Below are 25,252 nucleotides of genomic sequence, written 5' to 3'. Positions count from 1 at the left end.
CGGCCGCGGTGATCCTCACGGTCACACTGAATACGGCACTCGACCTGACGTACGGCGTCCCGAAGCTCGTCCCGCACGCCGGCCACCGCGTCAGCGACATGGCCGAGCGGCCCGGCGGCAAGGGTCTGAACGTGGCCAGGGTGCTCTCCGCCCTCGGCCACGAAACGACGGTCACGGGGTTCGCCGGAGGCTCCACCGGGTCGGCACTGCGCGAACTGCTGGCGACGCTGTCGCCGGGGGCGGCGGATCCCGCCCGGCGCACGGCAGCCCGTGTCGCCGGTGCCACACCCGAACACCCACCCACCACCGCCACCGCCCCCGCCCCCGCCCCGGTCACCGACGCTCTCGTCACCGTCGCCGGGAACACCCGGCGCACGGTCGCCGTCGTCGACCGGTCCACGGGTGACACCACTCAGCTCAACGAACCCGGCCCGCTCGTCACCGCCGACGAATGGGCCGCCCTCCTCGGCCGGTACGAGGAGCTTCTCGCCGGGGCCGATGCCGTCGCCCTCTGCGGCAGCCTGCCACCCGGCATCCACGTCGGCGCCTACGCCGAACTGGTCCGCCTGGCCCGCACCGCCGGCGTCCCCGTGCTCCTGGACACCAGCGGCGAACCTCTGCGCCGCGGCATCGCCGCCCGCCCCGACCTGATCAAGCCCAACGCCGACGAACTCGCCCAGCTCACCGGGTCCCGCGAACCCCTGCGCGCCACTCTCAACGCCCGCCGCCGCGGCGCGCACGGGGTCGTCGCGTCCCTGGGCCCGGACGGCCTGCTGGCGGTCACCCCCGACGGCATCTGGCAGGCGTCCCCGCCCGCGAAGGTCCTGGGCAATCCGACCGGAGCGGGCGACTCCGCGGTGGCCGGGCTGCTGTCCGGCCTCGTCGAGGGCCTGAGCTGGCCGGACCGGCTGCGACGGGCGGTGGCACTGTCGACGGCGACCGTGCTCTCCCCGACGGCCGGTGACTTCGACCGCGCGGCGTACGAGGAGCTGCTGCCGCGCGTCGGCATCGAGGAACACACAACGGCGGCCTGAGGCCGCGCCCGTCCCGGACCTGCCTGTTCAGCCGGTCCGAAGAAGCAGCAAGAGGTCAGCATGCCGCTCGTCAGCACCGGTGAACTCGTCTCGGCCGCCCAGGCCGAGGGACGCGGGATCGCCGCCTTCAACGTCATCACGCTGGAGCACGCGGAGGCCATCGCGGCCGGCGCGGAGCGGGCCGGCGCGCCCGCGATCCTGCAGATCTCCGAGAACGCCGTGAAGTTCCACGGCGGACGGCTCTCCGCCGTCGCCGCCGCGGCCGCCGCCGTCGCCCGCACGTCCGGCGTCCCCCTCGCGCTGCACCTCGACCATGTCGAGTCCGTGGAGCTGCTGCACCAGGCGCACACGGAGGGTTTCGGCTCGGTGATGTTCGACGCCTCCAAGCTGCCGTACGAGGAGAACGTGCGGGCCACGGCCGAGGCAGTGGCCTGGGGCCACGAGCGCGGCATCTGGATCGAGGCCGAGCTCGGCAAGGTCGGCGGCAAGGAGGGCGAGGCCCCGCTCGACGCCCACGCCCCCGGCGTCCGCACCGACCCGGCCGAGGCCGCCGCGTACGTCCGCGACACCGGGGTGGACGCGCTGGCCGTCGCGGTCGGCTCCTCGCACGCGATGACCGAGCGCACCGCCGCCCTGGACCACGCCCTGATCGGCAGGCTGCGCGACGCGGTCCCGGTCCCTCTGGTGCTGCACGGCTCCAGCGGTGTCCCGGACGACGAGATCCGCCGGGCCGTCGTCTCGTCCGGCATGGTCAAGATCAACGTCGGCACGGCGCTGAACACGGCGTTCACCGGTGCGGTACGGGCGTACCTGGCCGAGAACACCACGGGCGTGGACCCGCGCAAGTACATCGCACCGGGCCGCGAGGCGATGGCCGCGACGGTGGCCGGGTTCCTCGCCCTGATGGGCTGAGCACACCGGCCCGAACACACCCGGCAGCACGGCGGAAACGAACCGGCCCCCTCGCCTTCCCGAGGCGAGGGGGCCGGACCGCGTCCGCGGCGCGCTCAGCGGGTCTGGTGGCCCGCCTTCAGCGACAGCTGGTCGAGATTGGCGTCGCACTGGTCGCCCTCGTTGCAGGAGATCATGATCGTGTTCGATCCCTTGTTGAGGTTGACGTAGGCGTACGTCGTCGTCCAGCCCTTCTCCAGATCACCCTCCGGCGCCTGAGCGAAGTTCTTCATGTTGATGGACCGGGGGGCCTCGGCATTGACGGTGAGCGAGGTCTTCGCGTCCTTGCCCGGCACGCCGTACGTGACGAACAGCGTGTACTCACCGGCCTCCGGCACCTCGACCGACCAGGTCGCCGACCTGCCGACCTCGTTGAGGTTGATGTACTGGCCGCTGGCGCTCTTCGCGCCCTTGACCGTGTTGTCCAGCTGGGCCGTGCCGCCGAGCTTCAGCGTCGCCGCGTCCTGCTCGGGCAGCTCGGCCGGGGCCTCGGAGCTCGCGGACTCCTGCGGCTTCGGGGAGTCCTCGACCTGGCCGCCGGGTCCGGCGGACGAGGTGGCCTCGTTCTTCTTCTTGTCCTTGTCGTCGTCGCCCGTGATCAGCGCGGCGCCGATGCCGATGAGCACGACCAGGACCACCGCGACCGCGCCGATCAGCAGACCCTTGGTGTTCGGGCCGCCCTTGCCGGAACCGCCGCCGCCGGTGCGGCCGTGGCCGCCCTGCTGCGGGACGTGCGCGGTGGGGGCGCCGGGGTACGTCTCCGGGGCGGCGTACTGCGCGCTCGGCTGGCCGTACGGCTGCTGGTACTGCGCCTGCTGCCCGTACTGGCGCTCGCCGACGGTCCGCACCTGGTTGTACGAGGTGCGGGGCACACCGGGCTGCGGGGCCGGACCGGGGTAGCCGTAGCCGCCCTGCCGCGGCGGCTGGGCACCTGCCGCCTGTCCGTCCTCGTACAGGTAGCCGAACGGATCGTCGTCCTCGGGCGTTCCCGCGCCGTTGTTCCCGGCCGTCATCCCTGGGTCACTCCTCACCATGTCGCCAGCCGTCGCCGTGTTTCGCCAGCCGTGGCCGACCGGCCGAGCCTACCCCGAACGGACCACACCAAGAATTGCCGTCGCACGTCCTGGGACAGGGACGGGACATGGGAACGGCACTGTCCTGAACGTCAGCCGGCCCTGCGGTGAACCTTCGACCGGGACCGCTTCTCCACGTACATCCGCTGGTCCGCGGAGCGCAGCACCTCTTCGGCGGTCATGCCGCAGGCGGCCCAGCCGATGCCGAAGCTCGCCCCGACGCGCACCGCCCGGCCGTCGACCCGAATGGGCGGAATGATGGCGTTTCGTAGGCGTACGGCCAGGTCCGCGGCGTCTGCGGCGCCGAGCCCGTCGGCGAGGACGACGAATTCGTCACCCCCGAGCCGGGCGACGGTGTCGCCGTCGCGGACACAGGTGGTGAGGCGGCGGGCGACCTCGATCAGCACGGCGTCTCCGGTGTGGTGGCCGAAACGGTCGTTGATCGACTTGAAGCCGTCGAGGTCGCAGAAGAGGACCGCGGGGCCCTTGGATCCGTCGTCGTGCTCGGTGTCGGGTGCGACGGAATGGACATGGTGGTCGTACGGCCCGCCGGGCGCCGTGTCCACGTCGTAGCCGTGCGTGCGCGTGTCCTGATCGTCGAGGGCGCCGTAGGCCGCGTCCAGCGCCTCGACCGCGGTGGTGGCCACCGAGTGCGGGCGCTCGCAGAGCCGCGCACTGAGCCGCGCGCGCAGCTCGGCGCTGTTGGGCAGGCCGGTGAGCGCGTCGTGCGAGGCGCGGTGCGCGAGATGCAGCTCGTGGCGCTTGCGCTCCTCTATGTCCTCGACGTGGGTGAGCAGGAAGCGCGGGCCGTCCGCGGTGTCGGCGACGACGGAGTTGCGCAGCGAGACCCAGAGGTACGTGCCGTCCCTGCGCCCCAGCCGCAGCTCGGCGCGGCCGCCCTCGGCGGAGGTGCGCAGCAGGGTGCCGACGTCCTCGGGGTGGACGAGGTCGGCGAAGGAGTAGCGGCGCAGTACGGAGGCGGGGCGGCCGAGCAGCCGGCACAGGGCGTCGTTGGTGCGCAGCAGCCGGCCGTGCTGGTCGCCGCCCATCTCGGCTATGGCCATGCCGCTGGGGGCGTACTCGAAGGCCTGGCGGAAGGACTCCTCGCTGGCCCGCAGCGCCTGCTGTTCGCGCTCCAGCCGGACCAGGGCGCGCTGCATGTTTGCTCGCAGCCGGGCGTTGCTGATCGCAATGGCCGCCTGCGATGCGTACATCTGGAGCGCCTCACGGCCCCAGGCGCCGGGGCGGCGGCCGTTGCGCGGGCGGTCGACGGATATGACGCCCAGAAGATCGCGGCCGCAGCCCGACGCGTACATCGGGGCGTAGAGGCGGTCCTCGGGGTGCCACTCGTCCTCGAAGCGGGGTTCGGGGCCCTCGGTGTGCCACTGCGGTACGTCGTCGTCGAGGAGGACCCAGCCGTCGGTGTGCGGTATGAAGCGCAGGTCGTCCCAGGCCTCACCCATCAAAAGCCTGCGGTCCCAGGAGGTGCGCGAGCCGACACGGCCGGTGATGAGGGCTTCCGCGGCGGTGTTTCCGGCGAAGGCGGCGACGACGAGATCGCCGTCGGGACGGACCAGGTTCACGCAGGCAAGCTCATAGCCGAGGCCGGCGACGATTCCGTCGGCCACGGTCTGCAGTGTGTCGGCCAGGCTCCGCGCCGTGTTGAGATCGGCGACGGCCTGGTGCAGCTGCCGCATCGTCGCAAGACGGACGTACGGCTCCGACTCGGCCTCCATTGCTCGCACTCCCCGAGACCTCGACAGCACTCCAGGTTTCATATCGACGTACTTGCTTCAGTGTCACGGCCACTGAATCACAGTGAGCTGTGCAGCCGGTACACAGGGTCAGCAAATATTGCACTCTGTGACTCAAGTCACAACAGATGATGAAGGGGCTCAAGTGCCGTGCAGGTGCGGTCCGTCCTTTTCTTGAACGCAAATCCGTACGTTGCAGTGCCGGGCCGCGGGACGGGCTTCGGCGGACCGTGGTCGCCGTGGACCGCGGGTCCTAGGACCCGGCTGGTCCCCTGGCCCGATGCGACGGCATGCCGCGCGCGGCTAGCGTGCCCGATGTGTTGCAGACAAAGCCACCCTCCCCGCGTTCCGAGCCCATCCCCCATGCTGAGGGGGTGAGCAACGATGAGTTCCGAGGCGCCCTCGCCCGGCTGGCCGCCGGAGTCGTGCTGATCACCGCCGAGGAGCCGCCGCTGGACGAGAACGGGCGCGGTGAGGACGTCGGCATGACGGCGACCGCCTTCATGTCGGTGTCGCTGGACCCGCCCCTGGTCATGGTCAGTCTGCGCAACGACTCACGGATGGACGACCTGCTGTCGGAACAGCCGCTGTGGGCGGTCTCCGTACTCGCCGAGAGCCAGCGGCACATCGCCGGACGCTTCGCGATGAAGGGCCGGATCAGCGACCGACTGCTGTTCGAGGACATCCCTTACACGCGGGGCGAGATCAGCCACGCCCCACTGGTCGGAGGCGCACTGGCCACACTGGAGTGCCGCACCGAGCAACGCGTTCTGGCGGGCGACCACACACTGGTGGTCGCCCGGGTGCTGAGCGCGTCCCTGCCGAGCGGCGACGGCTCACCGCTGACGTACTTCCGGGGCCGGTACCGGCAACTGGGGTGAGGCACGCGGCTTCGCGCGGGGGCACGTACAGGGAGTGCGCGGGGTTACCAGTCGCGGCCTGTGCGGCCGCGTTTCGTTTCGCCGCGTTGCTTCTTTTCGCGCAGGCGGCGCTCGTTGATGCCGCGCGGGATCCGGGTCTTGCGGCGCGGCCTGGGCGGCGGCGCCGTGGCCTCGGCCAGGAGGGAGGCGAGACGGACCAGGGCCGTCTCGCGGTTGCGCCACTGGGAGCGGTGCTCGGACGCCCGTACCGCGATCACGCCGCCCACGAGCCTGCTCTCCAGGCGCTGGAGAGCCCGCTCCTTCCACACCTCGGGCAGCGACTCGGTCGCCGCGAGGTCGAAGCGGAGCTCCACCTGGGAGTCGCTGGTGTTGACGTGCTGCCCGCCGGGCCCGGAGGACCGCGAGAAACGCCACATGAGCTCGGCCTCCGGCAGGGAGACCGAACCGCGGATGACATAGGGCCCGGACATGACACCCATGTTCCCCGGCCCACACCGTGTTCGTCACCTTGTTTTGCGTATCCGTGCGCCCGTCCGACCGGGGGATTTCGGTAAAGAAAGTAAAGGGACCAGGAACCTCCCGGTCCCCTGCCCGCGTTATGACGTGTGACGGTAGCTTCGTGATGACATGAAGCCCGCACCCGACGATGAAAGGGACTTCCCATGGCTGTAAGCCTGTCCAAGGGCGGCAACGTCTCGCTCACCAAGGAGGCCCCGGGCCTGACCGCCGTCACGGTCGGCCTCGGCTGGGACGTCCGCACCACCACCGGCACCGACTTCGACCTCGACGCCTCGGCGATCGCGGTCAACCCGGCCGGCAAGGTCGTCTCCGACGGCCACTTCGTCTTCTTCAACAACAAGTCGACGCCGGACCAGACCATCGTCCACACCGGTGACAACGTCACGGGCCAGGGCGAGGGTGACGACGAGCAGATCAACGTCAACCTGGCGGGCCTGCCGGCCGACGTCGACAAGATCGTCTTCCCGGTCTCGATCTACGACGCCGAGACCCGCAGCCAGAACTTCGGCCAGGTGCGCAACGCGTTCATCCGCATCATCAACCAGGCCGGCGGCACCGAGCTCGCCCGCTACGACCTGAGCGAGGACGCCGCCACCGAGACCGCCATGGTCTTCGGCGAGCTCTACCGCAACGGCGCGGAGTGGAAGTTCCGCGCGGTCGGCCAGGGTTACGCCTCGGGCCTGCGCGGCATCGCGCAGGACTTCGGCGTCAACCTCTGACGTCAACTCCCGCACACCGGGAGCCCCCGACCGCATCTCCTGCGGCCGGGGGCTCCCGGCTGTCTGCCGCCCGTCGTCTTCGCGCCGCCGAATAGCGGACATAAGCGCATCCCATTCGGACAAGAAGTGGTCAAAAAAATGTGAGGCATTTGTTAGTACACCGTCAATTTCATTCATCCGGTGGCACGCTCTCCGCTCGTAACCCCCCACGGAACGAGCAACGGAGAACGCATGACCCCCCACATGAACACCCGTCGCGCCGCAGCCCTGGCCGCCGTGGCCGCGATGGTCGTCGTCGGTGTCCAGAGCGGTGCGGCAAACGCCGCCCCCGACCATGGAACTGACGGTTCCTCCGCCAATCGCAGCGCCGTGTCCTTCGGCGCGAACAGCGCCCCGCAGCGCACCGCCGCCATCAAGTCGGCACAGTCCGACGCCTCTTCGACCGCCGAGGCCCTCGGGCTCGGCAGCCGGGAGAAGCTGATCGCCCGCGATGTGATCAAGGACGCCGACGGCACCGTCCACACCCGCTACGAGCGCACCTACGCCGGACTCCCGGTCATCGGCGGCGACCTCGTCACCCACACCGCCCGCGGCGGAAAACTCAAGAGCGTCACCAGGGCGGCGAAGGCCCGGATATCCGTGCCGTCGACGACGGCGAGGATCAAAACCGCGGCAAGCGGCCGCAAGGTGATCTGGGCGGGCGGCAAAAAGCCCGCCCTCGCCATCGAGACGGTGAAGACCGGGGTGCAGCAGGACGGCACGCCCAGCAGGCTGCACATCATCACCGACGCGATCACCGGCAGGAAGCTCCAGAGCTACGAGGCGATCGAGACCGGCGTCGGCCACAGCCAGTACAGCGGCCAGGTCGACCTCACGACCACAGCGGCCGGGTCCGGATTCGAGCTGACCGACGGCGACCGCGGCGGCCACAGGACCTACGACCTCAACCAGGGCGAGAGCGGCACCGGCGACCTCGTCACGGACGACGACGACACCTGGGGCGACGGCACCGGCGACGACCGCCAGACCGCCGCGGTCGACGCCGCCTACGGCGCCGCGAAGACCTGGGACTTCTACAAGTCGGCGTTCGGCCGCGACGGCATCGCCGGTGACGGCAAAGCCGCGTACTCGCGGGTCCACTACGGCGACGCGTACGTCAACGCGTTCTGGGACGACAGCTGCTTCTGCATGACGTACGGCGACGGCGCCGACAACAAGAGCGCGCTGACCGCGCTCGACGTCGCGGGCCACGAGATGAGCCACGGCCTGACCGCTTCCACCGCCGACCTCGACTACGTCGGCGAGTCCGGCGGCCTCAACGAGGCGACCAGCGACATCCTCGGCACCTCCGTGGAGTTCGCCGCCGACAACAGCACGGACGCCGGCGACTACCTCATCGGCGAGAAGATCGACATCAACGGCGACGGCACTCCGCTGCGCTACATGGACCGGCCGAGCAAGGACGGCGGCTCCGCGGACTACTGGGACAGCAGCGTCGGCGACCTCGATGTGCACTACTCCTCCGGCGTCGCCAACCACTTCTTCTACCTGCTGTCGGAGGGCAGCGGCGCGAAGACGATCAACGGCGTCGACTACGACTCCCCGACCATCGACGGCTCCACGGTCACCGGCATCGGCCGGGACAAGGCCGTCCAGATCTGGTACAAGGCACTGTCCGAGTACATGACATCGACCACCGACTACGCGGCCGCCCGCACGGCGACCGAGCAGGCGGCGACCGACCTGTACGGGGCGGACAGCGCCGAGCTCGCGGCCGTCGACGCGGCCTGGAGCGGCGTCAACGTGAAGTAGTCCCGGCAGCGGGGCCTGCGGGAGCCGGTCAGCCCTCCGGGGCGGGCCGGCTCCCGCCGTACAGCCAGGTGTCCCACAGCTCCGTCAGATCCTGACCGGTCGCCTTCTCCACATAGGCGGTGAAGTCGGCGGTCGACGCGTTGCCGTGCCGGTGGGCCTTCGTCCAGCCCCTGACGATCGCGAAGAAACGCTCGTCGTCGTCCACAGCCTGCCTGATCCTGTGGATGACCATCGCCCCGCGCGCGTACACCGGGGCCTTTGAGATGTCCGCGGCCGTCGGCGGATCTGCGGGCGGAAAGGCCCAGTTGTCGTCGTCGGCGAAGGCGGCGTCGAAGTGGTCCTGGACCGGACTGCCCTCCTGGTCGTCCTCCCACAGCCACTCCGCATAGGTCGCGAAGCCCTCGTTGAGCCACATGTCCCGCCAGCTCTCGGGCGTGACGGAGTCGCCGAACCACTGGTGGGCCATCTCGTGGACGAGCAGCACGGCATCCGGGGTCCCGGGGAAGAACGGCCGGTTCTGGGTCTCCAGCGCATACCCGGCGTCTCCGGGGCGCCCGATGATCGCACCCGTGGTGGAGAAGGGGTACGGGCCGAAACGTTCCGCCTCCCAGGCCACGATCTCGGGGACCCGGGCGAGAATCCGCGCGCTGTCCGCCGCCACCTGCGGGTCCGCGGCGGTGAACACCGTGATGCCGTCCGGGGTCTTTGACTCCTTCGACGCCTCTGACGCCCTTGACGCCCTTGATGCCTCTGACGCCTTCGATGCCTTCGATGCCTTCGTGTCGAAGCGGCCGATGGCGACCGTCGCCAGATAGCTCGCCATCGGTTCGGCGGTGTGCCAGTGGTACGTGGTGGTGTCGCCCGCGGTCGTGCGGGATGCCAGCTCGCCGTTGGAGACGGCTGTCAGGCCCTTGGGAACGGTGACGGTGATGTCGTACGACGCCTTGTCGCTCGGGTGGTTGTTGCCGGGGAACCAGGTCATGGAGCCGGTCGGTTCACCGAGCGCGACCGATCCGTCCGCGGTCCTCAGCCAGCCCTCCTTCGACTTGTCGGGGTCGGTGAGGGTCTGCGGGAAGCCGGAGTAGCTGACGACCGTACGGAACGTCCTGCCCTTGTGGAGCCGGTTCTCGATCCCGGCGTCGGGGCGCAGCGTCAGCTCGTGGCCCGCCCGGTTGACGGCGGCCGGGCGGTCCTCGACGCTCGCCGAGCGCACCGTGAGCCCGGCGAGGTCGAGGTTGAAGGAGCTGAGGTCCTGGGTGGCGCGCGCGGTGATCGTGGCGGTGGCGCGCAGGTGGTGGGCGGCCGGGTCGACGTCGAGGGCGAGGTCGTAGTGCGTGACGTCGTAACCGCCGTTGCCGAGCCTGGGGAAGTACGGATCGCGCAGACCGGCGGCGCCGGGGGTGCCCTCGACGCCGCCGGTGTCGCCGGTGCAGCCGGTGGAGGCCGTCAGGACCAGCAGGGCGAGGGCGGCAGCGCGGGTCGTGCGGGCCATGTGGCGTACGGGTGTTCGCTGATCCACACCGGTGATTCTAGGCGCGAAATGTCCCGATGCGCTGGTGCCGGCCCGCCGGGGGCTACTTCGCGAGAGCGGCGATGCCGGCCTTCGCGAACTTCTCGTCGAGGTCGCCGCTGGGGGCTCCGGCCACGCCGATGCCCGCCACCGGGGCGCCCTTGACCTGCACAGGGGCGCCGCCCGCGAGGAACAGGGTGCCGGGGATGTCCTTGAGGTTCGGGGCCTGCTCCAGGCGCTCGGCCAGCTCGGAGGTGGGGGCGTTCCAGGAGACGGCGGTGTACGCCTTCTTCACGGCCGACTCGTACGCCTGCGGTCCCGCGCCGTCGCCGCGCAGCGTCACAAGGGTGTTGCCGTTGCGGTCGACGACGGCGACCGAGACGCGCTGGTTCTCCTTCTTCGCTGCGTCGAGCGCGGCCTGCGCGGCCCTGGTGGCGGCGCCCACGGTCAGGTGGGTGGACTGCTGGAGGTTACGGTTCGCGGCGTCGGCCCTGACGGCTGCGGCGGGTGCGGCGGCCGGGGCGGAGGCGCTGGCGGACATGGCGCCGAAGGTTCCGGCGCCGAGGGCGGCAACGGCAACGGCACCGGTCAGGACGCGGGTGCGCAGCGACGGCTTCTTCATGGTGGGCTCCTTCAGGTGAACTCGTTCGGCTCTGTCATCGATCCTCCGGCCGTGCCCGGCGCCGTACGGTCGACGAACCGGCCCGACGCGGCGCGCGGGACGGACGACGGCCCCATCGGCCGATCGGTTGATGCGGGGGTGGTCGTCCGGGGCGACGACGGATGTGTCCGTGCAGGTCAGCAGCGCCGCTGACGGTGAGGAGCGAGGGGTACGAGGTGGAGCACCGAACCCGACCGGCGCCCGGCGCGGTCCCGGGCCGGACCGGCGGGGCCGGCGCGCCGGACCGGGCAGGCGACCGGGACGGGGCAGGCGGCCCGGATGCCCGATGGCTCGCACTCCTGATGCACGCCGCGTTATTCCTGCTGCTCGGCGCCTCGCTCGCCCGCTTCCTGCTGCGGCACCCCGGCGAGGCCCGCACCCCGTGGATCATCGCGCTGTCCGTCGCCCTTGCGGTGCTGTACGCACTGGGGCCCGTGCTCGGTTCGCGCCCGACGCCGCGCAGCCCGGTGTGGCTGGGGGTGCTCGTCGCGGTGTGGATGGTGCTGGTCGTCCTCGCGCCGAGCTTCGCGTGGTGCGCGGTCCCGCTGTTCTACACCGGGCTGCGGATCCTTCCGCCGCGCGCCGCACTCGCGCTCGTCGCCCTGCTCACCGTGTTCGTCGTCGCCGCGCAGCTGCGGCTGGCCGAGGGTTTCGACCCGAATCTGGTGCTCGCCCCGCCCGCGGTGGCGGCGGTCGCGACGGCGGTCTTCGTCCATATGCGGCGTCACCACCCGCCCCGAAGGACCCCGCATGAACGCGACACCGCGCGTACGCGCCCTGCTCTGCGACGACCACGCCGTCGTACGCGCCGGACTGCTCGCCCTCCTCGGCAGCGAGCCGGACATCGAGGTCGTCGGCGAGGCCGGCAGCGGCGAGGAGGCCGTCGCCCTGGCCGCCAAGCTCGCCCCGGACGTCGTCCTGATGGACCTCCAGCTCGGCGAGGGCATCGACGGCGTCGAGGCCACCCGCCGCATCGCCACCACCGGCGTCCATGTGCTGGTCCTCACCACGTACGACACGGACGCCGACATCACCCGCGCCATCGAGGCGGGCGCCACGGGCTATCTGCTGAAGGCCGAACGCCCGGAGGAACTGTTCGCCGCGATCCGCTCGGCCGCCCGGGGCCGCACGACGCTCTTCCCGCCCGTGGCCGACCGCGTCATGGCCCGGATGCGCAGCCCCCGGCCCACCCTCACCGAGCGTGAACTCGACATCCTGGCCCAGCTCTCCCAGGGCCTGGGCAACCGGGGCATCGCCCGCGCCCTGTTCATCAGCGAGGCCACGGTCAAGACCCACCTGGGCCGCATCTACGACAAACTCGGCGTCGACACCCGCGCGGGCGCCGTCGCCGTGGCAAAGGAACAGCGGCTGCTGCCATAGACCAGCAGATCGCATGACACCATCGAACTGTGCTCGACATCGGCTACTCCCTCTCCCGACGCTTCCCCGATCCCCCGCAGACCGACTACCGCCGCGCGGACGTCCACGCGCTGCGGCACGATCTGTTCTCCGGGGACGTCTACCTCGCGGACACCAAGGCGGACCGTGAGGTGTCCACAGCCTGGGGATGGGTGCCGGTGCTCGACTTCGCGTGGGCGTTGTGCGACATCGTCGAGCAGATCGACCGGGATCCGCGCGGCAACCGCTCGCACCGGCAGCAGTTCGCCGAGCTGGACTTCACCGAGTCGTCCGACCGGATGCTCTTCGAGCGCCGCTTCGGCTGGGTCGACGTCGAGGCCGACTGGATGCCCGGCGACGAGCCCCCGCTCACCTTCAGCCACTCGCTGCTGCGCCGCGAGGCCCGCGACTTCCTGCACGATCTGATCGCCGACCTCGCCGACCTGCACGAAGGGCTCGCCGACAACCCCGTGATCTGGGACCTCCAGGCCCGCTTCCCCCGTATCTGACCCGGCCCCGGCCAGGCGTCTACGCCTCCACCCGCACCCCGATCTGCGCCGCGAACGCCGGAGCCAGCTCCATCAGCTGTGACGGGCTGATCACCGCACCCGCCAGCCGCTCCACCCCGCGGGCGATGTCCAGCTCCGCGACCGTACGCAGATCCACCGACTCCATCCGTACGGAGCTGAAGTCGGCCCGCTTCAGCACACAGTCGCGGAACTCCACCCGCACCAGATGCGCTTCCCCGAAATCCGGCTCGGACAGCACACAGCCCTCGAAGACCACGTCCTTCAGCCGCGCCTTCCGCAGATTCAGGTAGTCGATCTTCCCGCCGCGCACCAGCACCCGCTCCAGCACCGCGCCGTGCAGCTGCACCCCGCCCAGCCGGGCGTCCACCACCTCCACATCACGCAGCGACGCCCCCGCGAGGTCGGTGCCCACCCCCCGTACCCCCGTCAGCACGGAGTCGATGAAGCGGGCCCTGAGCAACTCCGTACGGTCCAGTCCGCAGCCGTCCAGCGCGCAGTCCATGAACCGGGCCCCCGGACCCGACTCGTCGCCCAGATCCGTCCCCTCGAACCGCACGCCGTCGTAGTCCCCGTCCGGCTCCAGTCCTTCCCCGTCGTACGGAACGAGCGGCGGCAGCCGCACCTCCGGGCGCCGTGCCGCTGCGATGGTGTCCGTCTTCCTGCTGCTGCGTGCCATGCCCCCCATCGTGACCCACCCCACTGACAACGCCCCCTCGCCGATGTCACAAACGGGCTCCGCGAACCGTCCCGTACACAGCAGCGCCCTTCAGCGAAGGAGACCGGGACCATGCAGCGCATCCACATCGTCGGCGGCGGCCTCGCCGGGTTCACCGCGGCGATCACCGCCGCCGAGTCCGGCGCCCTGGTGACCGTCCACGAGGCCCACCACACCCTCGGCGGACGGGCCAGGACCGCCGAGGGCCCGTACCGCACCACCGAAGGACCCCACGCCCTCTACCGCCGCGGACCGCACTGGACCTGGCTCGACCGCCGCAACCTCCTGGGGCCCGTCGCCATCCTCCCGCCCCTGGAAGGAGCCCGGCTCCGCTTCCGCCTCGGCGGCACCCTGCGCCGCACCCCGCCCCTCGCCCTCCTGCGCCTCACCCGTCGCCGCGCCGAACAGGCCCCCGTCGACACCGACTTCCGCACCTGGGCCACCGGGCAGGCCGGCGAGGCGGGCGCCCGCGCCGCCGCGCACTACGCCGCCGTCGCGCTCTACCACCACGACCCCGGCGCGCTCTCCGCCGCGTTCGTCCAGGAACGGCTGCGCCGCGCCGCCGCACTGCCGCCCGAGGCCCGCTACCCCGTCGGGGGCTGGGCCCAGGTCGTCGACCGGATGGCGGCCCGTGCCTGGAACCTCAGCGTCCGGATCGAGACGGCGGCCCGCGTCGACGCCGACACCCTCGACGCGCTGGCCCGGAAGGGCCCGGTGATCGTCGCCACCTCCCTCGACGCGGCCCGCACCCTGCTCCGCGACCCCTCACTGACCTGGGACAGCGGCAGAACCGCGCTGATCGATCTGGCCGTACGCACCCGGCGCGGCGACGCCTTCGCCGTGTCCGACCTGGACGCCCCCGGCTGGATCGAACGCTTCAGCGCCCAGGACCGCACCCTCGCACCTGCCGGACAGCAGCTCGTCCAGGGACAGTTCCCGCTCGCCCCCGGCGAGTCCAGGGCCGTCGGCATCACCCGCGCCGAGGAGCTGCTCGACCTCGGTTTCCCGGGCTGGCGCGAGCGCACCGTATGGCGGCGCGAGGCCCTCGCCGCCGGCCGCACCGGGGCGGTCGACCGGCCCAGCACCACCTGGCGCGACCGGCCCGCCATCGACCGCGGCCACGGCATCTACCTCGCGGGCGACCAGGTCGCAGCGCCCGGACTGCTCAGCGAGGTGTCGTTCAACAGCGGAATGGAGGCGGCGCTGCTCGCCCTCAGGGCATCGGAGCACCGGACGGGCACAGGGCTTGACCTCAAGCGGACTTGAGGTCGGAGGGTGGTTGCACGGGGCCACACGTCAACAACCCCACAGGCCACAACAACCGATTCCGACGGGGAGTCCACCGTGCATGCCATCCGCCTCCACACCTTCGGCCCGGCCGAGAACCTCAGCTACGAGCGGACCGACGACCCCGTGCCCGGCCCCGGCCAGGTCCGTATCGCCGTCGCCGCAGCGGGCGTGCACCTTCTCGACACGGCCCTGCGCGAAGGAATGACGGGCCCCTATCCGGCCCCCACCGAGCTGCCGACCATCCCCGGCCGCGAGATCGCGGGCCGGGTCGAGTCGCTCGGCGAGGGCACCGACCCCGACTGGCTCGGCAGGCGCGTCGTCGCCCACATCGGCATGGCCCCGGGCGGCTACGCCGAACTCACCGTCGTCGACGCAGAGAAGCTGCACACCGCCCCGGACGGTCTCGACGAAGCCGAAGCCGTCGCCATGATCGGCACCGGCCGCACCACTCTGGGCATCCTGCAGTACACCGACCTCGGCCCCGGCTCCACCGTGATCGTCCCCGCCGCCGCGGGCGGCATCGGCACCCTGATCGTGCAGTACGCCAAGAACGCCGGGGCCACCGTCATCGGCCTCGCGGGCGGCCCCGCCAAGGTCGCCGCCGTCCGGGCGAACGGCGCCGACCTCGCCGTCGACTACACGCTCCCCGACTGGCCCCGGCAGGTGCGCGCCCACCTCGACGCGCTCGGCCGCCGTGCAACCGTCGTCTACGACTCCGTCGGGGGCATCACCGGCCGCGCGGCCGTCGGCCTCCTCGGCAAGGGCGGGCAGCACATCGTGTTCGGCTGGTCCGGCGCCGGACTCCACGACGGAACCCCGCTCACCTTCACCGACGACGAACTCGCCGAACGCGGCATCACCTCCGAAAGCGTGCTCGGCCCCGCCATGATGGCGAAGGCGGGCGGCCTGCGCGCCCTCGAAACCCGGGCCCTCTCCGAGGCGGCCTCCGGGCGGCTGCGCCCCGCCGTCCAGCGCTTCCCGCTCTCCGAAGCGGCCGCCGCCCACCGTGCCCTGGAGACCCGAGGCACGATGGGCAAGGTCGTCCTGATCCCGTAGCCCGAAATCCCGTAACCCGAAAAAGCCCTACCGGCCCCCGAGCTCCGACAACGCCCCGTCCGTCAGCCGGTACACCGTCCACTCGTCCTGCGGCCGCGCACCCAGCGACTCGTAGAAAGCGATGGACGGGGCGTTCCAGTCCAGCACCGACCACTCCAGGCGCTCGTAGCCGCGCTCCACACAGATCCGCGCCAGCTCCGTCAGCAGCGCCTTCCCGTGCCCGCCGCCGCGCCGCTCCGGGCGTACGTACAGGTCCTCCAGGTAGATGCCGTGCACCCCGCGCCACGTGGAGAAGTTCAGGAACCACAGCGCGAAGCCGACCGCCTCGCCGTCGTCCTCCGACTCGGCGATGTGCGCGTACGCGGCGGGCCGCTCGCCGAACAGCGCCTCGTGCAACTGCTCCTCGGTGGCATTCGCCTCGTGCGGGGCCTTCTCGTACTCGGCCAGCTCACGGACCATTGCGTGGATGACGGGGACATCGGCAGGGGTAGCGGTACGAATCATGGGGGCAGCGTAAGCACCGGCATCAACGCCACCGGACCCGCCCCGGCAGCGCGGCGCAAAAGGCCCGCCCGGCCGCCCCGTCGTATCTGGACCGGGTTGCGATCAGCTCGTCCGGAATGTCAATCACGCGGACGATCGTGGAGCCGTGCATCAATCGGATATGACCCCGAGCAGCCCCGACCCACCCACTCGGCCGCGCACCACCGCCGGCTCGTGGATCCGCAGCGTCGGCTCCTGGATCCGCAGCGCACCCGGCACCTACCTCTGGCTGAGCGCGCTCTTCGTCACCACCGTCATCGTCCACCAGATGTCACCGGACTTCGAAAGGGACTTCCTGCTCCAGCGGTCGACCAACATCCACGAACTCACCCGCAACCCCGTACGCGTGCTGATCGCCAGCGCCTTCTGGATCGACAGCGGCCACTGGATCCCCTACGCCGTCCTCTACACCGTCTTCCACGCCCCCGCCGAGCGCTGGCTGGGCACCCTGCGCTGGCTCGCCGTCGTCATCGCGGCCCATGTACTCGCCACCCTCGTCAGCGAAGGCGTCCTGGCCTGGGCCATCCGGCACGGACACGTACCGTTCGCCGCCGCCAACACGCTCGACGTCGGGGTCAGTTACGCGCTCGCGGGCGTCGTCGCCGTCCTCACGTACCGCATCCCGGCGCCCTGGCGCTATGTGTACCTCTTCGCCGTCCTCGTCTTCTACGGCATCCCGCTCGTCACCGGCCCCACTTTCACCGACCTCGGCCACTTCACCTCCGTACTCATCGGCCTGGCCTGCTACCCACTGACCCGGTCCCGGCCGAAGACGAAAACCCCTCCGGCGCAGTAACGTCCCGCCCCAGGAGAAACAGCTTCAACCAGGGCTTCACACCGGACAAAGCAGGGGCAACATGAGCACCGTCAGCACCGTCAATGGCGGCATATCGTTCTGGTACGCGGACCAAGGCACCCCCACCCCCCGGGAACCCCTGCCCGGCGACACCAGCGCAGACGTCTGCATCGTCGGCGGCGGGTACACCGGACTGTGGACCGCCTACTACCTCAAGAAGGCCGTTCCCTTCCTCAACATCACCGTCCTCGAAGCCAAGTTCTGCGGCTACGGCGCCTCCGGGCGCAACGGCGGCTGGCTGTACAACGGCATCGCCGGACGCGACCGCTACGCAAAGCTCCACGGCCACGAAGCCGCCGTCCGCCTCCAGCAGGCGATGAACGACACCGTCGACGAGGTCGTGCGCGTGGCCGCCGAGGAGAACATCGACGCCGACATCCACCGGGGCGGTGTCCTCGAAGTCGCCTACACCCCTGCCCAGCTGGCCCGGCTCAAGGACTTCCACTCCGTCGAGATCGCCTTCGGCGAGAAGGACCGCGTCCTGCGCGGCGCGCGCGAGACCGGCGAGCGCATCAACATCACCGGAGCCGTCGGCTCGACCTGGACCCCGCACGGCGCGCGCCTGCACCCGGTCAAGCTCGTCAAGGGCCTCGCCGCGACCGTCGAGGCGCTCGGCGTCACCATCCACGAGTCGACGCCCGTCACCGAGATCAGGCCCAAGCACGCCCACACCCCGTACGGCACCGTCCGCGCCCCGTACATCCTGCGCTGCACCGAGGGCTTCACCGCGAACCTCAAGGGCCAGAAGCGCACCTGGCTCCCCATGAACTCGTCGATGATCGCCACCGAGCCGCTCCCCCGGTCCGTGTGGGACACCATCGGCTGGGAGGGCCGCGAAACCCTCGGCGACATGGCCCACGCCTACATGTACGCCCAGCGCACCGCCGACGACCGCATCGCACTGGGCGGCCGCGGCGTCCCCTACCGCTACGGCTCCGCCACCGACAACGACGGCCGCACCCAGCCCGCCACCATCGAGGCCCTGCGCGACATCCTCGTCCGCTTCTTCCCCGCCACCGCGGGCGTACGCATCGACCACGCCTGGTCCGGCGTCCTCGGCGTCCCCCGCGACTGGTGCGCCACCGTCACCCTCGACCGCTCCACCGGCCTCGGCTGGGCGGGCGGCTACGTCGGCTCCGGCGTCGCCACCACCAACCTCGCCGCGCGCACCCTGCGCGACCTGATCCAGCAGGACTCCGGCCAGTCCGGCCCCACCGAACTGACCGCCCTCCCCTGGGTCAACCACAAGGTCCGCCGCTGGGAGCCGGAACCCTTCCGCTGGCTCGGCGTCCACGGCATGTACGCCGCCTACCGCACCGCCGACCGCCGCGAACTCACCTCGCCCCGCCCGGGCACGGACCCCGTCGCGAAGGCCGCGGACCGGCTGTCGGGACGGCACTGAGCACACGCCGCCGTGCAGACGGGCACCCGCCACCGGGTGGTGGCGGGTGCCCGTGGTTCGCTCGGTCACATGCGGGAGGCCCTGTCACACAGAGCGGCAGAGACTCTTCTCGTGGCACTGCTTGGGGTGCGGCTTGGGCTTGGGCTTGCAGTGCTTGTCGTGCTTGTCGTGCTTGTCGTGCTTGTCATGGCACGGTTTCGGCTTGGGCTTCGGCTTCGGCTTCGGCTTGCAGTGCTTGTCGTGGCATGACGCCTTCTCGACGGCGATCCGGGCCCGGTCCTGGTTCGACCGGACGCTTCCGCCCTCGGCCGTGGCCACCGCGGTGTTGATGACCCTGCCGCGCTTGCCATCGGCCTGGGTGACCCGGTAGGTGCCGACGCAGGTGGTGCTGTCACCGGACCGACCGGCCGGGGCGAGGGTGGTTGCCTCACAGGTCACACCCACCGCCCGGTCGTCGGTGACCCCGATGCCCGTCAGCTCCTGGGGACCGGTGTTGGTGACGGTGTACGTGTACGTCACCTCGTCGCCGACCCGGTACACACGGGTGTCGTCCGCCGACTTCTCCAGCCGGACCCCGGGCCCGGACTGGACCGGGAGGGTGACGTCGTCGGGCGGCGACACGACCGGGGTGGTCCCGGCCTGGCCCTGCGCGGTGGCGGTGTTGGTGACCGACCCGGCTGTTCCGTCCGCCTCGGTGACGACATAGGTGCCGGTGCAGGTCATCGTCTCGCCGACCGCGAGAGCGGCCTGTGGGCAGATGATGCCGGTGACCCGGTCGTCGGTCACGTCCACGTCCGTCAGCGGGACGGTGCCGCTGTTGGTCACCACGTACTCGTACGGCACCTGCGTGCCCGGCGTCAGCGGGGTCGGCAGCGGCGGGTCCTGGGAGACCTGCTTGACCAGGTTGAGCTGGGGCAGCGCGGCCGCCGGGTGGACCGTGAGGTTCCGGATGAGGTGCACGTCGGTGAAGAACCCCGTCGACGCGGCGAAACCGAACTTGTAGCTGTCGGGCACCGGTTGGGGCGCCGGAGTCGACAGCACCTGCTGGGTGCCGTTGCCGTCGTGGAAGTCGATCGAGACCGTGATCACCGGGTTGGGCGACGGGGACATCTCGACGGTCACCGTGCGGCGCGACGGCTCCAGCAGCGCTTCGGCCTCCTGCGGGGTGGAGCCCGGCGGCACCGAGGTGGTCGGGCCCTGCAACTGCCCGGGAAGCGTGGAGGGCCAGGGCCCCGTCGTCGAGAAGTTGCTGGTCGTCGCATCGAGGAAGCAGTAGCCCTCGGTGCCGTCGCCCGGCCCTCGCAGCGTCACCATGTTGGTGCCCGGCGCCGGGATCCGGAAGGGCGTCCCGGCCGGGGAGCCGGTGGCACAGCCGTTGCCGCGGTGCTCCCAGTCACCGAAGTAGTTGCCGAGCACATCCAGGCCGACACCCACGTAGCCGCGATTCACGCCCGGCAGGAACGTGGCGTCCGGGTCGTCGTCGGGGAGCTTCTGCGCGTAGCCCAGGCTGCCGCCGAAGGCCCCCGGGGCGGTCAGCGAAGCGGCGCCGTCGATGAGGAAGAAAGAGATGCCGTCGGCCGGAGGGGTGGTCGTACCTCCGTACTGCCACTGTTCGAAGGTGGTGACCAGGCCCTGGTTCGCCGGGAGGGCGTGGTTGTAGAGCACCGCGGCGGACTGGTCGTTCGACGCGTCGGTCAGCCGCAGGTAGCCGTTCGGCGCGGCATCGTTCGGCGGTACGGGACCGGTCGCGCCGGCCGGACAGCCGGTGAGCGGATGGGTACCGGGACCGGGCGCCGGGGCCTCGGGCGCGCCGGTCAGGCAGGCGGGCCCGAACGCCTCGAACCCCGCGATCGCGTCGGCCCCGGTGAACGTCTCGTCCACCAGCGGTACGCCCACGGGCTGCGCGGAGGCGGTCTGGCCCGGCAGGCCCAGACCGGCCGCCACCAGGCTCAGCACACCGAGTCCTCCGGCGGTCCACCGCCCGAGCCGGTTCTGCCCGCGCTTCGTGGCCGGGGCACGGAAGTGCCTCAGTCTCATGCCGGGAAACGTAAGGACCGGCCCCGGCACCCGGGCGGAACACGCCCCACGACCGCCGCCCGCCCTCCTTCCAGCGTACGCATCCGAATGACGGCCGTGCGGCAACGGAGCGACGGACCGGATGAACCGGCGTCCGGCCGACGCCTACTGATGCCTCATCAGGTCCTCGGACCGGTTGACGCGGTCGGGAATCGCCTCCGGGCGGGGCTCGTAGCTCCTATGGTCGAGGGGGATTCCTCAGAAGGGGGCACGTCATGTCCGAGGACGTCGAACAGATGGTGGCCGCGCTTCGGGTTCTGGACCGGGCCGGGAAGCTGTTCCGGGAGGAGGCCGAGCATCTGCGGGATGTCTACGGCCGTACAGCGGGGGGCGATACGGCCGCGGGCGGGCCCTCACAGACCCTGATCGGCATCCGGGAGCTGCAGTCGGCTGCGGAGCGCTCGGTGGAGGAGCTGGCCAGGGCGATCGGCTACACCGTCGCGGGGCAGGAGAGCGCGGCCCGCAGGGCGACGGGCCTGGCCCGGCACCGGCCGATCGGTATCCCGTCGGGCGCCGACCGCATGGCCCGCCCGCTGGGTGAGCGTACGGTCCAGGGCCTGGAGCTGGTCAAAGGGATCGAGGGGTTCTTCAGCGAGGACGTCGCCACCGTGATCGACATCAGCCTCGCCGCACCGGAGGCGACCTGGCCGCCCGCGGACTGGGAGGCGTTCGCCCGCGAGTCCACGAACCGGCCCCCGACGTGATGGACGATCCGGCTCAGCGGGCGCCCGCGGTCCGTCCCCCGTGTGCGCCGATCATCCCGAGGGCATCGATCGCGGCCGGGGACAGCGCCGAGACCTCCAGGCCGGACAGGGGCAGCCAGTCGACCGCGCTGGTGGAGTCATCGGGCTCGGTCACCGCGAGCGGTCCGGGCTTGAGATCGACGACGTAGAAGAGCCCCACCAGATTCCAGCTGATCCCGAGCCGGTGGGCCGTGTACGCACGCGCGTCCACCAGTCGCGCGTCGAGGAGTTCGAGGCCGGTCTCCTCGTACAGCTCGCGCGCCAGCGTCTCCCGCGGCTGCTCACCCGGGTCGATTCCCCCGCCGGGAAGATGCCACAGCCCGGGCTCGAAGACCGGTGAGGCATCGGAGAGTTGAGTCAGCAGCAACTGCCCCTGCGCAACGGCGACGGCATACGCCGATACACGCGAACGCACCCGACTCTCCACTGCACCCCTCCGGACCCCGACTCCCGCGGCCTCGACCGCCCGCCCCGCCCGGTTCAACCTACCGGCCGCGCGGGTGAAGTGAACCGGGGGCCGTCGCGGCGCGAGCCGACAACGCGTCGCCGGAAAGATCACGTCCGAGGGCCTCAACCCCAAGATGGCCCACTTCGGCAAGCAATTCCAGACCACGCCTTGCCCACATCCTGCGTCCCGCGCTCACCACGGCCCTCGAACGAGGCGTCCGGGGTGACCGGCATGTGCGCGAAGGTGTTCAGCGGCGCGCTGCCCGGGATCCCCGGCACTCGCCTGCCCACGTTCCGGATCAACGGATTCAGCCCACAGGCCCTTGCCTACCTCAGCGGACACCTCCTCTCCTCCGCGATCCGCCCTCGCCTGAACCGGACGCCGCTCTGGAACGAGGGCGCCGACCAGCCCTGCGAAACCGGCCTGTGGGCCGTCGAGCCGCACATCGGCAAGGGCGACATCGCAGTGAAATGGGAGGAGATGCTCGTGGTCTCCGAGGACGGGGCCCACTGGCTCGACGACGCCTGCCCCACACGCGTTACTGAAAGCAGCACCGCTCCGGCTGACCGCACCCGGCGCTCGCGCCGACGGGCTCGGCCTCAGGCGGCAGCCGCGGAGCTCTCCGCGGCTGTCGCGCGGGACGTGCTGGGGCCGGGGAGGGCCTGTTCGGCCCAGATGGTCTTTCCCCGGGCGGAGTAGCGGGTGCCCCAACAGCGAGCGATCTGGGCGATGAGGAAGAGGCCGCGACCGCCTTCGTCGGTCTCGTAGGCGTAGCGCAGGTGCGGGGCTGTGCTGCTGTCGTCACTGACCTCGCAGATGAGCGCGCGGTCGAGGATCAGGCGCAGGCCGATGGGCCCGGTTGCGTAGCGGATGGCGTTGGTGACGAGCTCGCTGACGATCAGCTCGGTCGTGAAGTCCATTTCGTTCAGGCCCCAGTGAGCGAGCTGACGCAGGCTCAGGGCGCGGGCGGTGGTGACGACCGCCGGGTCCGGGGAGAGCGTCCAGGCCGCGACCCGGTCCGCATCCAGCGCCCGGGTGCGGGCGAGCAGCAGGAGGAAACCATCGTCGCCGACGGGTTGGTGGGCGCGGACGAACGCGTCGCAGGCATCCTCCAATGTGCGATACGAATTGCTGCCCAGGACCTGGCACAGGGTGCGGGCAGCAGGGGATCGGTCGATCTGGCCGCGCTGTGTCGGGCTGGTGGTGAACAGCGCGAGGAAGCTGTTCTCCGGCAGCACCAAGTCGGCGGTCCGGTACGGCGGGTGTCCTGTGCCCAGGGCAGGGCCCTGCGGAATGTCGGGGATCTCGAACGCGCCCTGCGGGCCGGCGAACACCGGTGCCGGGTGACCGGCCCGGGCGACTGTGCAGTGGCGTGAGACGGGGTCGTAGACGGCGTACAGGCAGGTTGCGCCCTGCATGTGCGCCCTGACCGGCACGCCGCGGGACTCGGCGGCGGGCTCGTCGCTGTGTCCGGTCACCAGGTCGTGCAGTTGGCCGAGCAGCTCGTCCGGGGCCAGGTCACGGGCGGCGAGTGTGTTGACGGCCATGCGCAGTTGCCCCATCGCGGCGGCGGCGTCGATGCCCTGGCCGACCATACAGCCCACGACCAGCGCGACCCGGGCACCGGACAGGGGGATGACATCGAACCAGTCTCCGGGGGTGTTTGCGGACTCATGACGCCAGGCCACCGCCACGGCGTTCTGCTGCGGGACGGACCGCGGCAGCAAGGTGCGCTGCAGGGCCTGGGCGGCGTTGTGCTCGCGGGTGTACTGGCGTGCGTTGTCGATGCACACAGCCGCCCGGGCGCACAGTTCGGCCACGAGAACGAGATCGTCCTCGTCGTACGGATCGGACTGTCGTGCCCGATACAAGGTGGCCAGGCCCAGGACCACGCCGCGGGCAGCGAGCGGTACGACGATCAGGGAGTGGGCCGAGTCGGCGAAGATGTGCGCGGTGCGGCGGTCGCCGGCCGGGAGTTCGTCCCTCCGCAGGTGCGGTACCAGGACGGGTCGTAGTTCGGTGAGGCCGACGATATGGGACGAAAGCATGTACTCGACCAGCTCCCCGGTGTCGTAGGCCGGCTGCGCGTCGACCTCCTGGGCGCTGAGGAAGGCCGCACGACGTAGCCGCGTCTGCTCGCCGACCGGTCCGGGTGCGGACGCCTCGCCGCGGAGCACGCCGTCCAGCACGTCGATCGTGGCGATGTCAGCCATGGCGGGGACCATCGCGGCGACCAGCTCCTTCGCCGTCGTGACGATGTCGAGTGTGGTGCCGATCCGGCTCCCCGCCTCCACCAGGAGGCCGAGCCGCTCCTGGGCCCGTTGCCGCTCGGTCACGTCCTGGGAGGCGACCACGGCCCCGATACGGCGCCCGGCCGCGTCCTCCATGGGCAGCAGTGTCACCGAGAAGACATGGTCATGGGCGGGATCCGCGGGCGGGCGGCCGCTGTGCAGGAAGGCCACCGGCCGGCCGGTCCGGGTGACGTGGCGGATCTTCTGCTCGATGTTCTCGTCGACCAGGCCTGGTGCCACGTCACGGATGTGCCGGCCGACGTCCTGCGCACCCACCACGCCGCGGACTCCTGGACCCGAGAGGTTCAGGCGCACGATCCGCAGATCACCGTCGACGACCTGGATACCGAGCGGGGATTCGGTCAGCAGCGCCCGGAGCAGAGCGGCGTCGATCTCGTCCTGGGCGATGTCCGAGGCACTGATGAGCCGCACCGACCAGTGCAGGGCCCCGCCGGGTCCGCTGAGCGGGCTCACCGTCGCGCGAACGGCCAACCGGTGGCCGTCCCGGTGACGTGCGGCAACCTGCCCCACCGCCTCGGCGTCGGTCGGCGGCTGGTCCAGCAGCAGCGTGACGTGACGCCCCACGGCCTCCGCCACGGAGTAGCCGAGAAACCGCTCGGCCTCCCGGCTCCACTGCACGACAGCGCCCCGCCCGTCGATGACGAACCGGACGCCGGGCGTCCGTGCGGTCATGGGGCAGGCGTGATCGGAGGGGGCGACCATGTGCCGTTCAGTACCTCCTGCTTGGGCCGGTACATCCGCAGCATCGGATTGAACAACCGTTCGAAGGCCGGATTGGTCTTGGTGATGTCGAGCTTGGCCATGCCCGCACCCCTTAAGGTCCGAAACAATCGACTTGTTCATATTTGCCCATATCGCCTACCACCTGGCAAACCGAGTTCATCGGCTGTCGGGCACATGAGGGTGCCCGCGGCGGACCCACCACACCCCGAGCAACACGAAACCCCAGATCACGGGCTGTGCGACCTG

General features: G+C 71.1%; 24 protein-coding genes and 2 pseudogenes. 14 read left to right on the top strand and 12 right to left on the bottom strand.

Features of this window, described 5'->3' with window-relative positions; translation table 11 throughout:
* Positions 1 to 8 precede the first annotated feature (8 nt).
* Positions 9 to 1,034 (top strand): 1-phosphofructokinase family hexose kinase, encoded by a 1,026-nt coding sequence (locus tag OG507_RS22835; RefSeq protein ID WP_327369048.1) that lies wholly within the window; start codon positions 9 to 11, stop codon positions 1,032 to 1,034.
* Positions 1,035 to 1,094: 60 nt separating this feature from the next.
* The gene (locus tag OG507_RS22830; protein WP_327369047.1) at positions 1,095 to 1,946 is read left to right on the top strand and encodes a class II fructose-bisphosphate aldolase; all 852 of its coding nucleotides are present in this window, start codon (positions 1,095 to 1,097) and stop codon (positions 1,944 to 1,946) included.
* Positions 1,947 to 2,041: 95 nt separating this feature from the next.
* Here OG507_RS22830 and OG507_RS22825 read toward each other — a convergent pair whose 3' ends face one another.
* Both OG507_RS22825 and cdgB read right to left on the bottom strand, forming a co-directional pair.
* On the bottom strand, positions 2,042 to 2,998 hold the full coding sequence (locus OG507_RS22825) for a CBM35 domain-containing protein (protein WP_327369046.1): 957 nt from the start codon (positions 2,996 to 2,998) through the stop codon (positions 2,042 to 2,044).
* A gap of 152 nt (positions 2,999 to 3,150) precedes the next feature.
* Complete coding sequence (gene cdgB / locus OG507_RS22820; RefSeq protein WP_327369045.1) at positions 3,151 to 4,794, bottom strand: diguanylate cyclase CdgB; 1,644 nt, start codon at positions 4,792 to 4,794, stop codon at positions 3,151 to 3,153.
* A 392-nt stretch (positions 4,795 to 5,186) separates the two neighbouring features.
* Between cdgB and OG507_RS22815 the strand changes: the two genes are divergently transcribed.
* Entirely contained in the window at positions 5,187 to 5,693 is a 507-nt protein-coding gene (locus OG507_RS22815) for a flavin reductase family protein (RefSeq protein ID WP_327369044.1), read from the top strand.
* Between the two features lie 44 nt (positions 5,694 to 5,737).
* On the opposite strand, the gene arfB is transcribed toward OG507_RS22815, so the two are convergent.
* Positions 5,738 to 6,172, bottom strand: coding sequence for an alternative ribosome rescue aminoacyl-tRNA hydrolase ArfB (gene arfB / locus OG507_RS22810; protein WP_327369043.1), 435 nt, complete (start codon positions 6,170 to 6,172; stop codon positions 5,738 to 5,740).
* A 183-nt stretch (positions 6,173 to 6,355) separates the two neighbouring features.
* Here arfB and OG507_RS22805 point away from each other — a divergent pair, with 183 nt between their 5' ends.
* Positions 6,356 to 6,931, top strand: coding sequence for a TerD family protein (locus tag OG507_RS22805; RefSeq protein ID WP_327369042.1), 576 nt, complete (start codon positions 6,356 to 6,358; stop codon positions 6,929 to 6,931).
* Between the two features lie 231 nt (positions 6,932 to 7,162).
* Entirely contained in the window at positions 7,163 to 8,743 is a 1,581-nt protein-coding gene (locus tag OG507_RS22800; protein WP_327369041.1) for a M4 family metallopeptidase, read from the top strand.
* A 28-nt stretch (positions 8,744 to 8,771) separates the two neighbouring features.
* Here OG507_RS22800 and OG507_RS22795 read toward each other — a convergent pair whose 3' ends face one another.
* Together OG507_RS22795 and OG507_RS22790 are read right to left on the bottom strand one after the other, a co-directional pair.
* Positions 8,772 to 10,235 (bottom strand): M1 family metallopeptidase, encoded by a 1,464-nt coding sequence (locus OG507_RS22795; protein WP_327372053.1) that lies wholly within the window; start codon positions 10,233 to 10,235, stop codon positions 8,772 to 8,774.
* Between the two features lie 82 nt (positions 10,236 to 10,317).
* The gene (locus tag OG507_RS22790) at positions 10,318 to 10,875 is read right to left on the bottom strand and encodes a GlcG/HbpS family heme-binding protein (protein WP_327369040.1); all 558 of its coding nucleotides are present in this window, start codon (positions 10,873 to 10,875) and stop codon (positions 10,318 to 10,320) included.
* Positions 10,876 to 10,890: 15 nt separating this feature from the next.
* On the opposite strand from OG507_RS22790, the pseudogene OG507_RS40435 reads away from it, so the two are divergent.
* The 3 genes and pseudogenes from OG507_RS40435 to OG507_RS22775 all read left to right on the top strand — a co-directional run.
* A pseudogene (locus tag OG507_RS40435) lies at positions 10,891 to 11,636 on the top strand (sensor histidine kinase); the annotation flags it as partial.
* Positions 11,637 to 11,664: 28 nt separating this feature from the next.
* Complete coding sequence (locus OG507_RS22780; protein WP_327369039.1) at positions 11,665 to 12,294, top strand: response regulator transcription factor; 630 nt, start codon at positions 11,665 to 11,667, stop codon at positions 12,292 to 12,294.
* Between the two features lie 29 nt (positions 12,295 to 12,323).
* Entirely contained in the window at positions 12,324 to 12,821 is a 498-nt protein-coding gene (locus tag OG507_RS22775; RefSeq protein WP_327369038.1) for a hypothetical protein, read from the top strand.
* Positions 12,822 to 12,840: 19 nt separating this feature from the next.
* On the opposite strand, the gene OG507_RS22770 is transcribed toward OG507_RS22775, so the two are convergent.
* Complete coding sequence (locus OG507_RS22770; protein WP_327369037.1) at positions 12,841 to 13,518, bottom strand: pentapeptide repeat-containing protein; 678 nt, start codon at positions 13,516 to 13,518, stop codon at positions 12,841 to 12,843.
* Positions 13,519 to 13,629: 111 nt separating this feature from the next.
* Between OG507_RS22770 and OG507_RS22765 the strand changes: the two genes are divergently transcribed.
* Both OG507_RS22765 and OG507_RS22760 read left to right on the top strand, forming a co-directional pair.
* On the top strand, positions 13,630 to 14,823 hold the full coding sequence (locus OG507_RS22765; RefSeq protein ID WP_327369036.1) for an NAD(P)-binding protein: 1,194 nt from the start codon (positions 13,630 to 13,632) through the stop codon (positions 14,821 to 14,823).
* 78 nt (positions 14,824 to 14,901) lie between these two features.
* Entirely contained in the window at positions 14,902 to 15,903 is a 1,002-nt protein-coding gene (locus OG507_RS22760) for a zinc-binding dehydrogenase (protein ID WP_327369035.1), read from the top strand.
* Positions 15,904 to 15,930: 27 nt separating this feature from the next.
* Here OG507_RS22760 and OG507_RS22755 read toward each other — a convergent pair whose 3' ends face one another.
* Both OG507_RS22755 and OG507_RS40430 read right to left on the bottom strand, forming a co-directional pair.
* Positions 15,931 to 16,407, bottom strand: a complete 477-nt coding sequence (locus tag OG507_RS22755; RefSeq protein ID WP_327369034.1) for a GNAT family N-acetyltransferase — start codon at positions 16,405 to 16,407, stop codon at positions 15,931 to 15,933.
* 40 nt (positions 16,408 to 16,447) lie between these two features.
* Positions 16,448 to 16,558, bottom strand: a pseudogene (locus OG507_RS40430) (aminoglycoside phosphotransferase family protein); the annotation flags it as partial.
* Between the two features lie 9 nt (positions 16,559 to 16,567).
* On the opposite strand from OG507_RS40430, the gene OG507_RS22750 reads away from it, so the two are divergent.
* Together OG507_RS22750 and OG507_RS22745 are read left to right on the top strand one after the other, a co-directional pair.
* Positions 16,568 to 17,242 carry a rhomboid-like protein gene (locus OG507_RS22750; protein WP_327369033.1) on the top strand — a complete coding sequence of 225 codons (675 nt, stop codon included), beginning with the start codon at positions 16,568 to 16,570 and terminating at the stop codon, positions 17,240 to 17,242.
* A gap of 61 nt (positions 17,243 to 17,303) precedes the next feature.
* The gene (locus OG507_RS22745; RefSeq protein ID WP_327369032.1) at positions 17,304 to 18,704 is read left to right on the top strand and encodes an NAD(P)/FAD-dependent oxidoreductase; all 1,401 of its coding nucleotides are present in this window, start codon (positions 17,304 to 17,306) and stop codon (positions 18,702 to 18,704) included.
* An 84-nt stretch (positions 18,705 to 18,788) separates the two neighbouring features.
* On the opposite strand, the gene OG507_RS22740 is transcribed toward OG507_RS22745, so the two are convergent.
* Positions 18,789 to 20,741, bottom strand: coding sequence for a DUF7507 domain-containing protein (locus OG507_RS22740; RefSeq protein ID WP_327369031.1), 1,953 nt, complete (start codon positions 20,739 to 20,741; stop codon positions 18,789 to 18,791).
* A 254-nt stretch (positions 20,742 to 20,995) separates the two neighbouring features.
* Here OG507_RS22740 and OG507_RS22735 point away from each other — a divergent pair, with 254 nt between their 5' ends.
* Complete coding sequence (locus tag OG507_RS22735; protein ID WP_327369030.1) at positions 20,996 to 21,484, top strand: hypothetical protein; 489 nt, start codon at positions 20,996 to 20,998, stop codon at positions 21,482 to 21,484.
* Between the two features lie 13 nt (positions 21,485 to 21,497).
* Here OG507_RS22735 and OG507_RS22730 read toward each other — a convergent pair whose 3' ends face one another.
* Positions 21,498 to 21,938: an NUDIX hydrolase gene (locus OG507_RS22730; RefSeq protein ID WP_327369029.1), complete on the bottom strand. Its 441-nt coding sequence runs from the start codon at positions 21,936 to 21,938 to the stop codon at positions 21,498 to 21,500.
* Between the two features lie 264 nt (positions 21,939 to 22,202).
* Here OG507_RS22730 and OG507_RS22725 point away from each other — a divergent pair, with 264 nt between their 5' ends.
* Positions 22,203 to 22,670, top strand: coding sequence for a hypothetical protein (locus tag OG507_RS22725; RefSeq protein ID WP_327369028.1), 468 nt, complete (start codon positions 22,203 to 22,205; stop codon positions 22,668 to 22,670).
* Here the strand turns inward: OG507_RS22725 and OG507_RS22720 are convergent.
* Complete coding sequence (locus tag OG507_RS22720; protein ID WP_327369027.1) at positions 22,571 to 24,955, bottom strand: SpoIIE family protein phosphatase; 2,385 nt, start codon at positions 24,953 to 24,955, stop codon at positions 22,571 to 22,573. The genes OG507_RS22725 and OG507_RS22720 overlap by 100 nt on opposite strands.
* Entirely contained in the window at positions 24,952 to 25,086 is a 135-nt protein-coding gene (locus OG507_RS22715; RefSeq protein WP_327369026.1) for a hypothetical protein, read from the bottom strand. Before OG507_RS22715 ends, OG507_RS22720 begins: the two co-directional genes overlap by 4 nt.
* Positions 25,087 to 25,252 lie beyond the last annotated feature (166 nt).

This window comes from Streptomyces sp. NBC_01217, from assembly GCF_035994185.1.
GTDB lineage: Bacteria > Actinomycetota > Actinomycetes > Streptomycetales > Streptomycetaceae > Streptomyces.
Note: the sequence above shows the minus strand (reverse complement) of the source record. Positions and strands in the feature narration are given on the sequence as shown.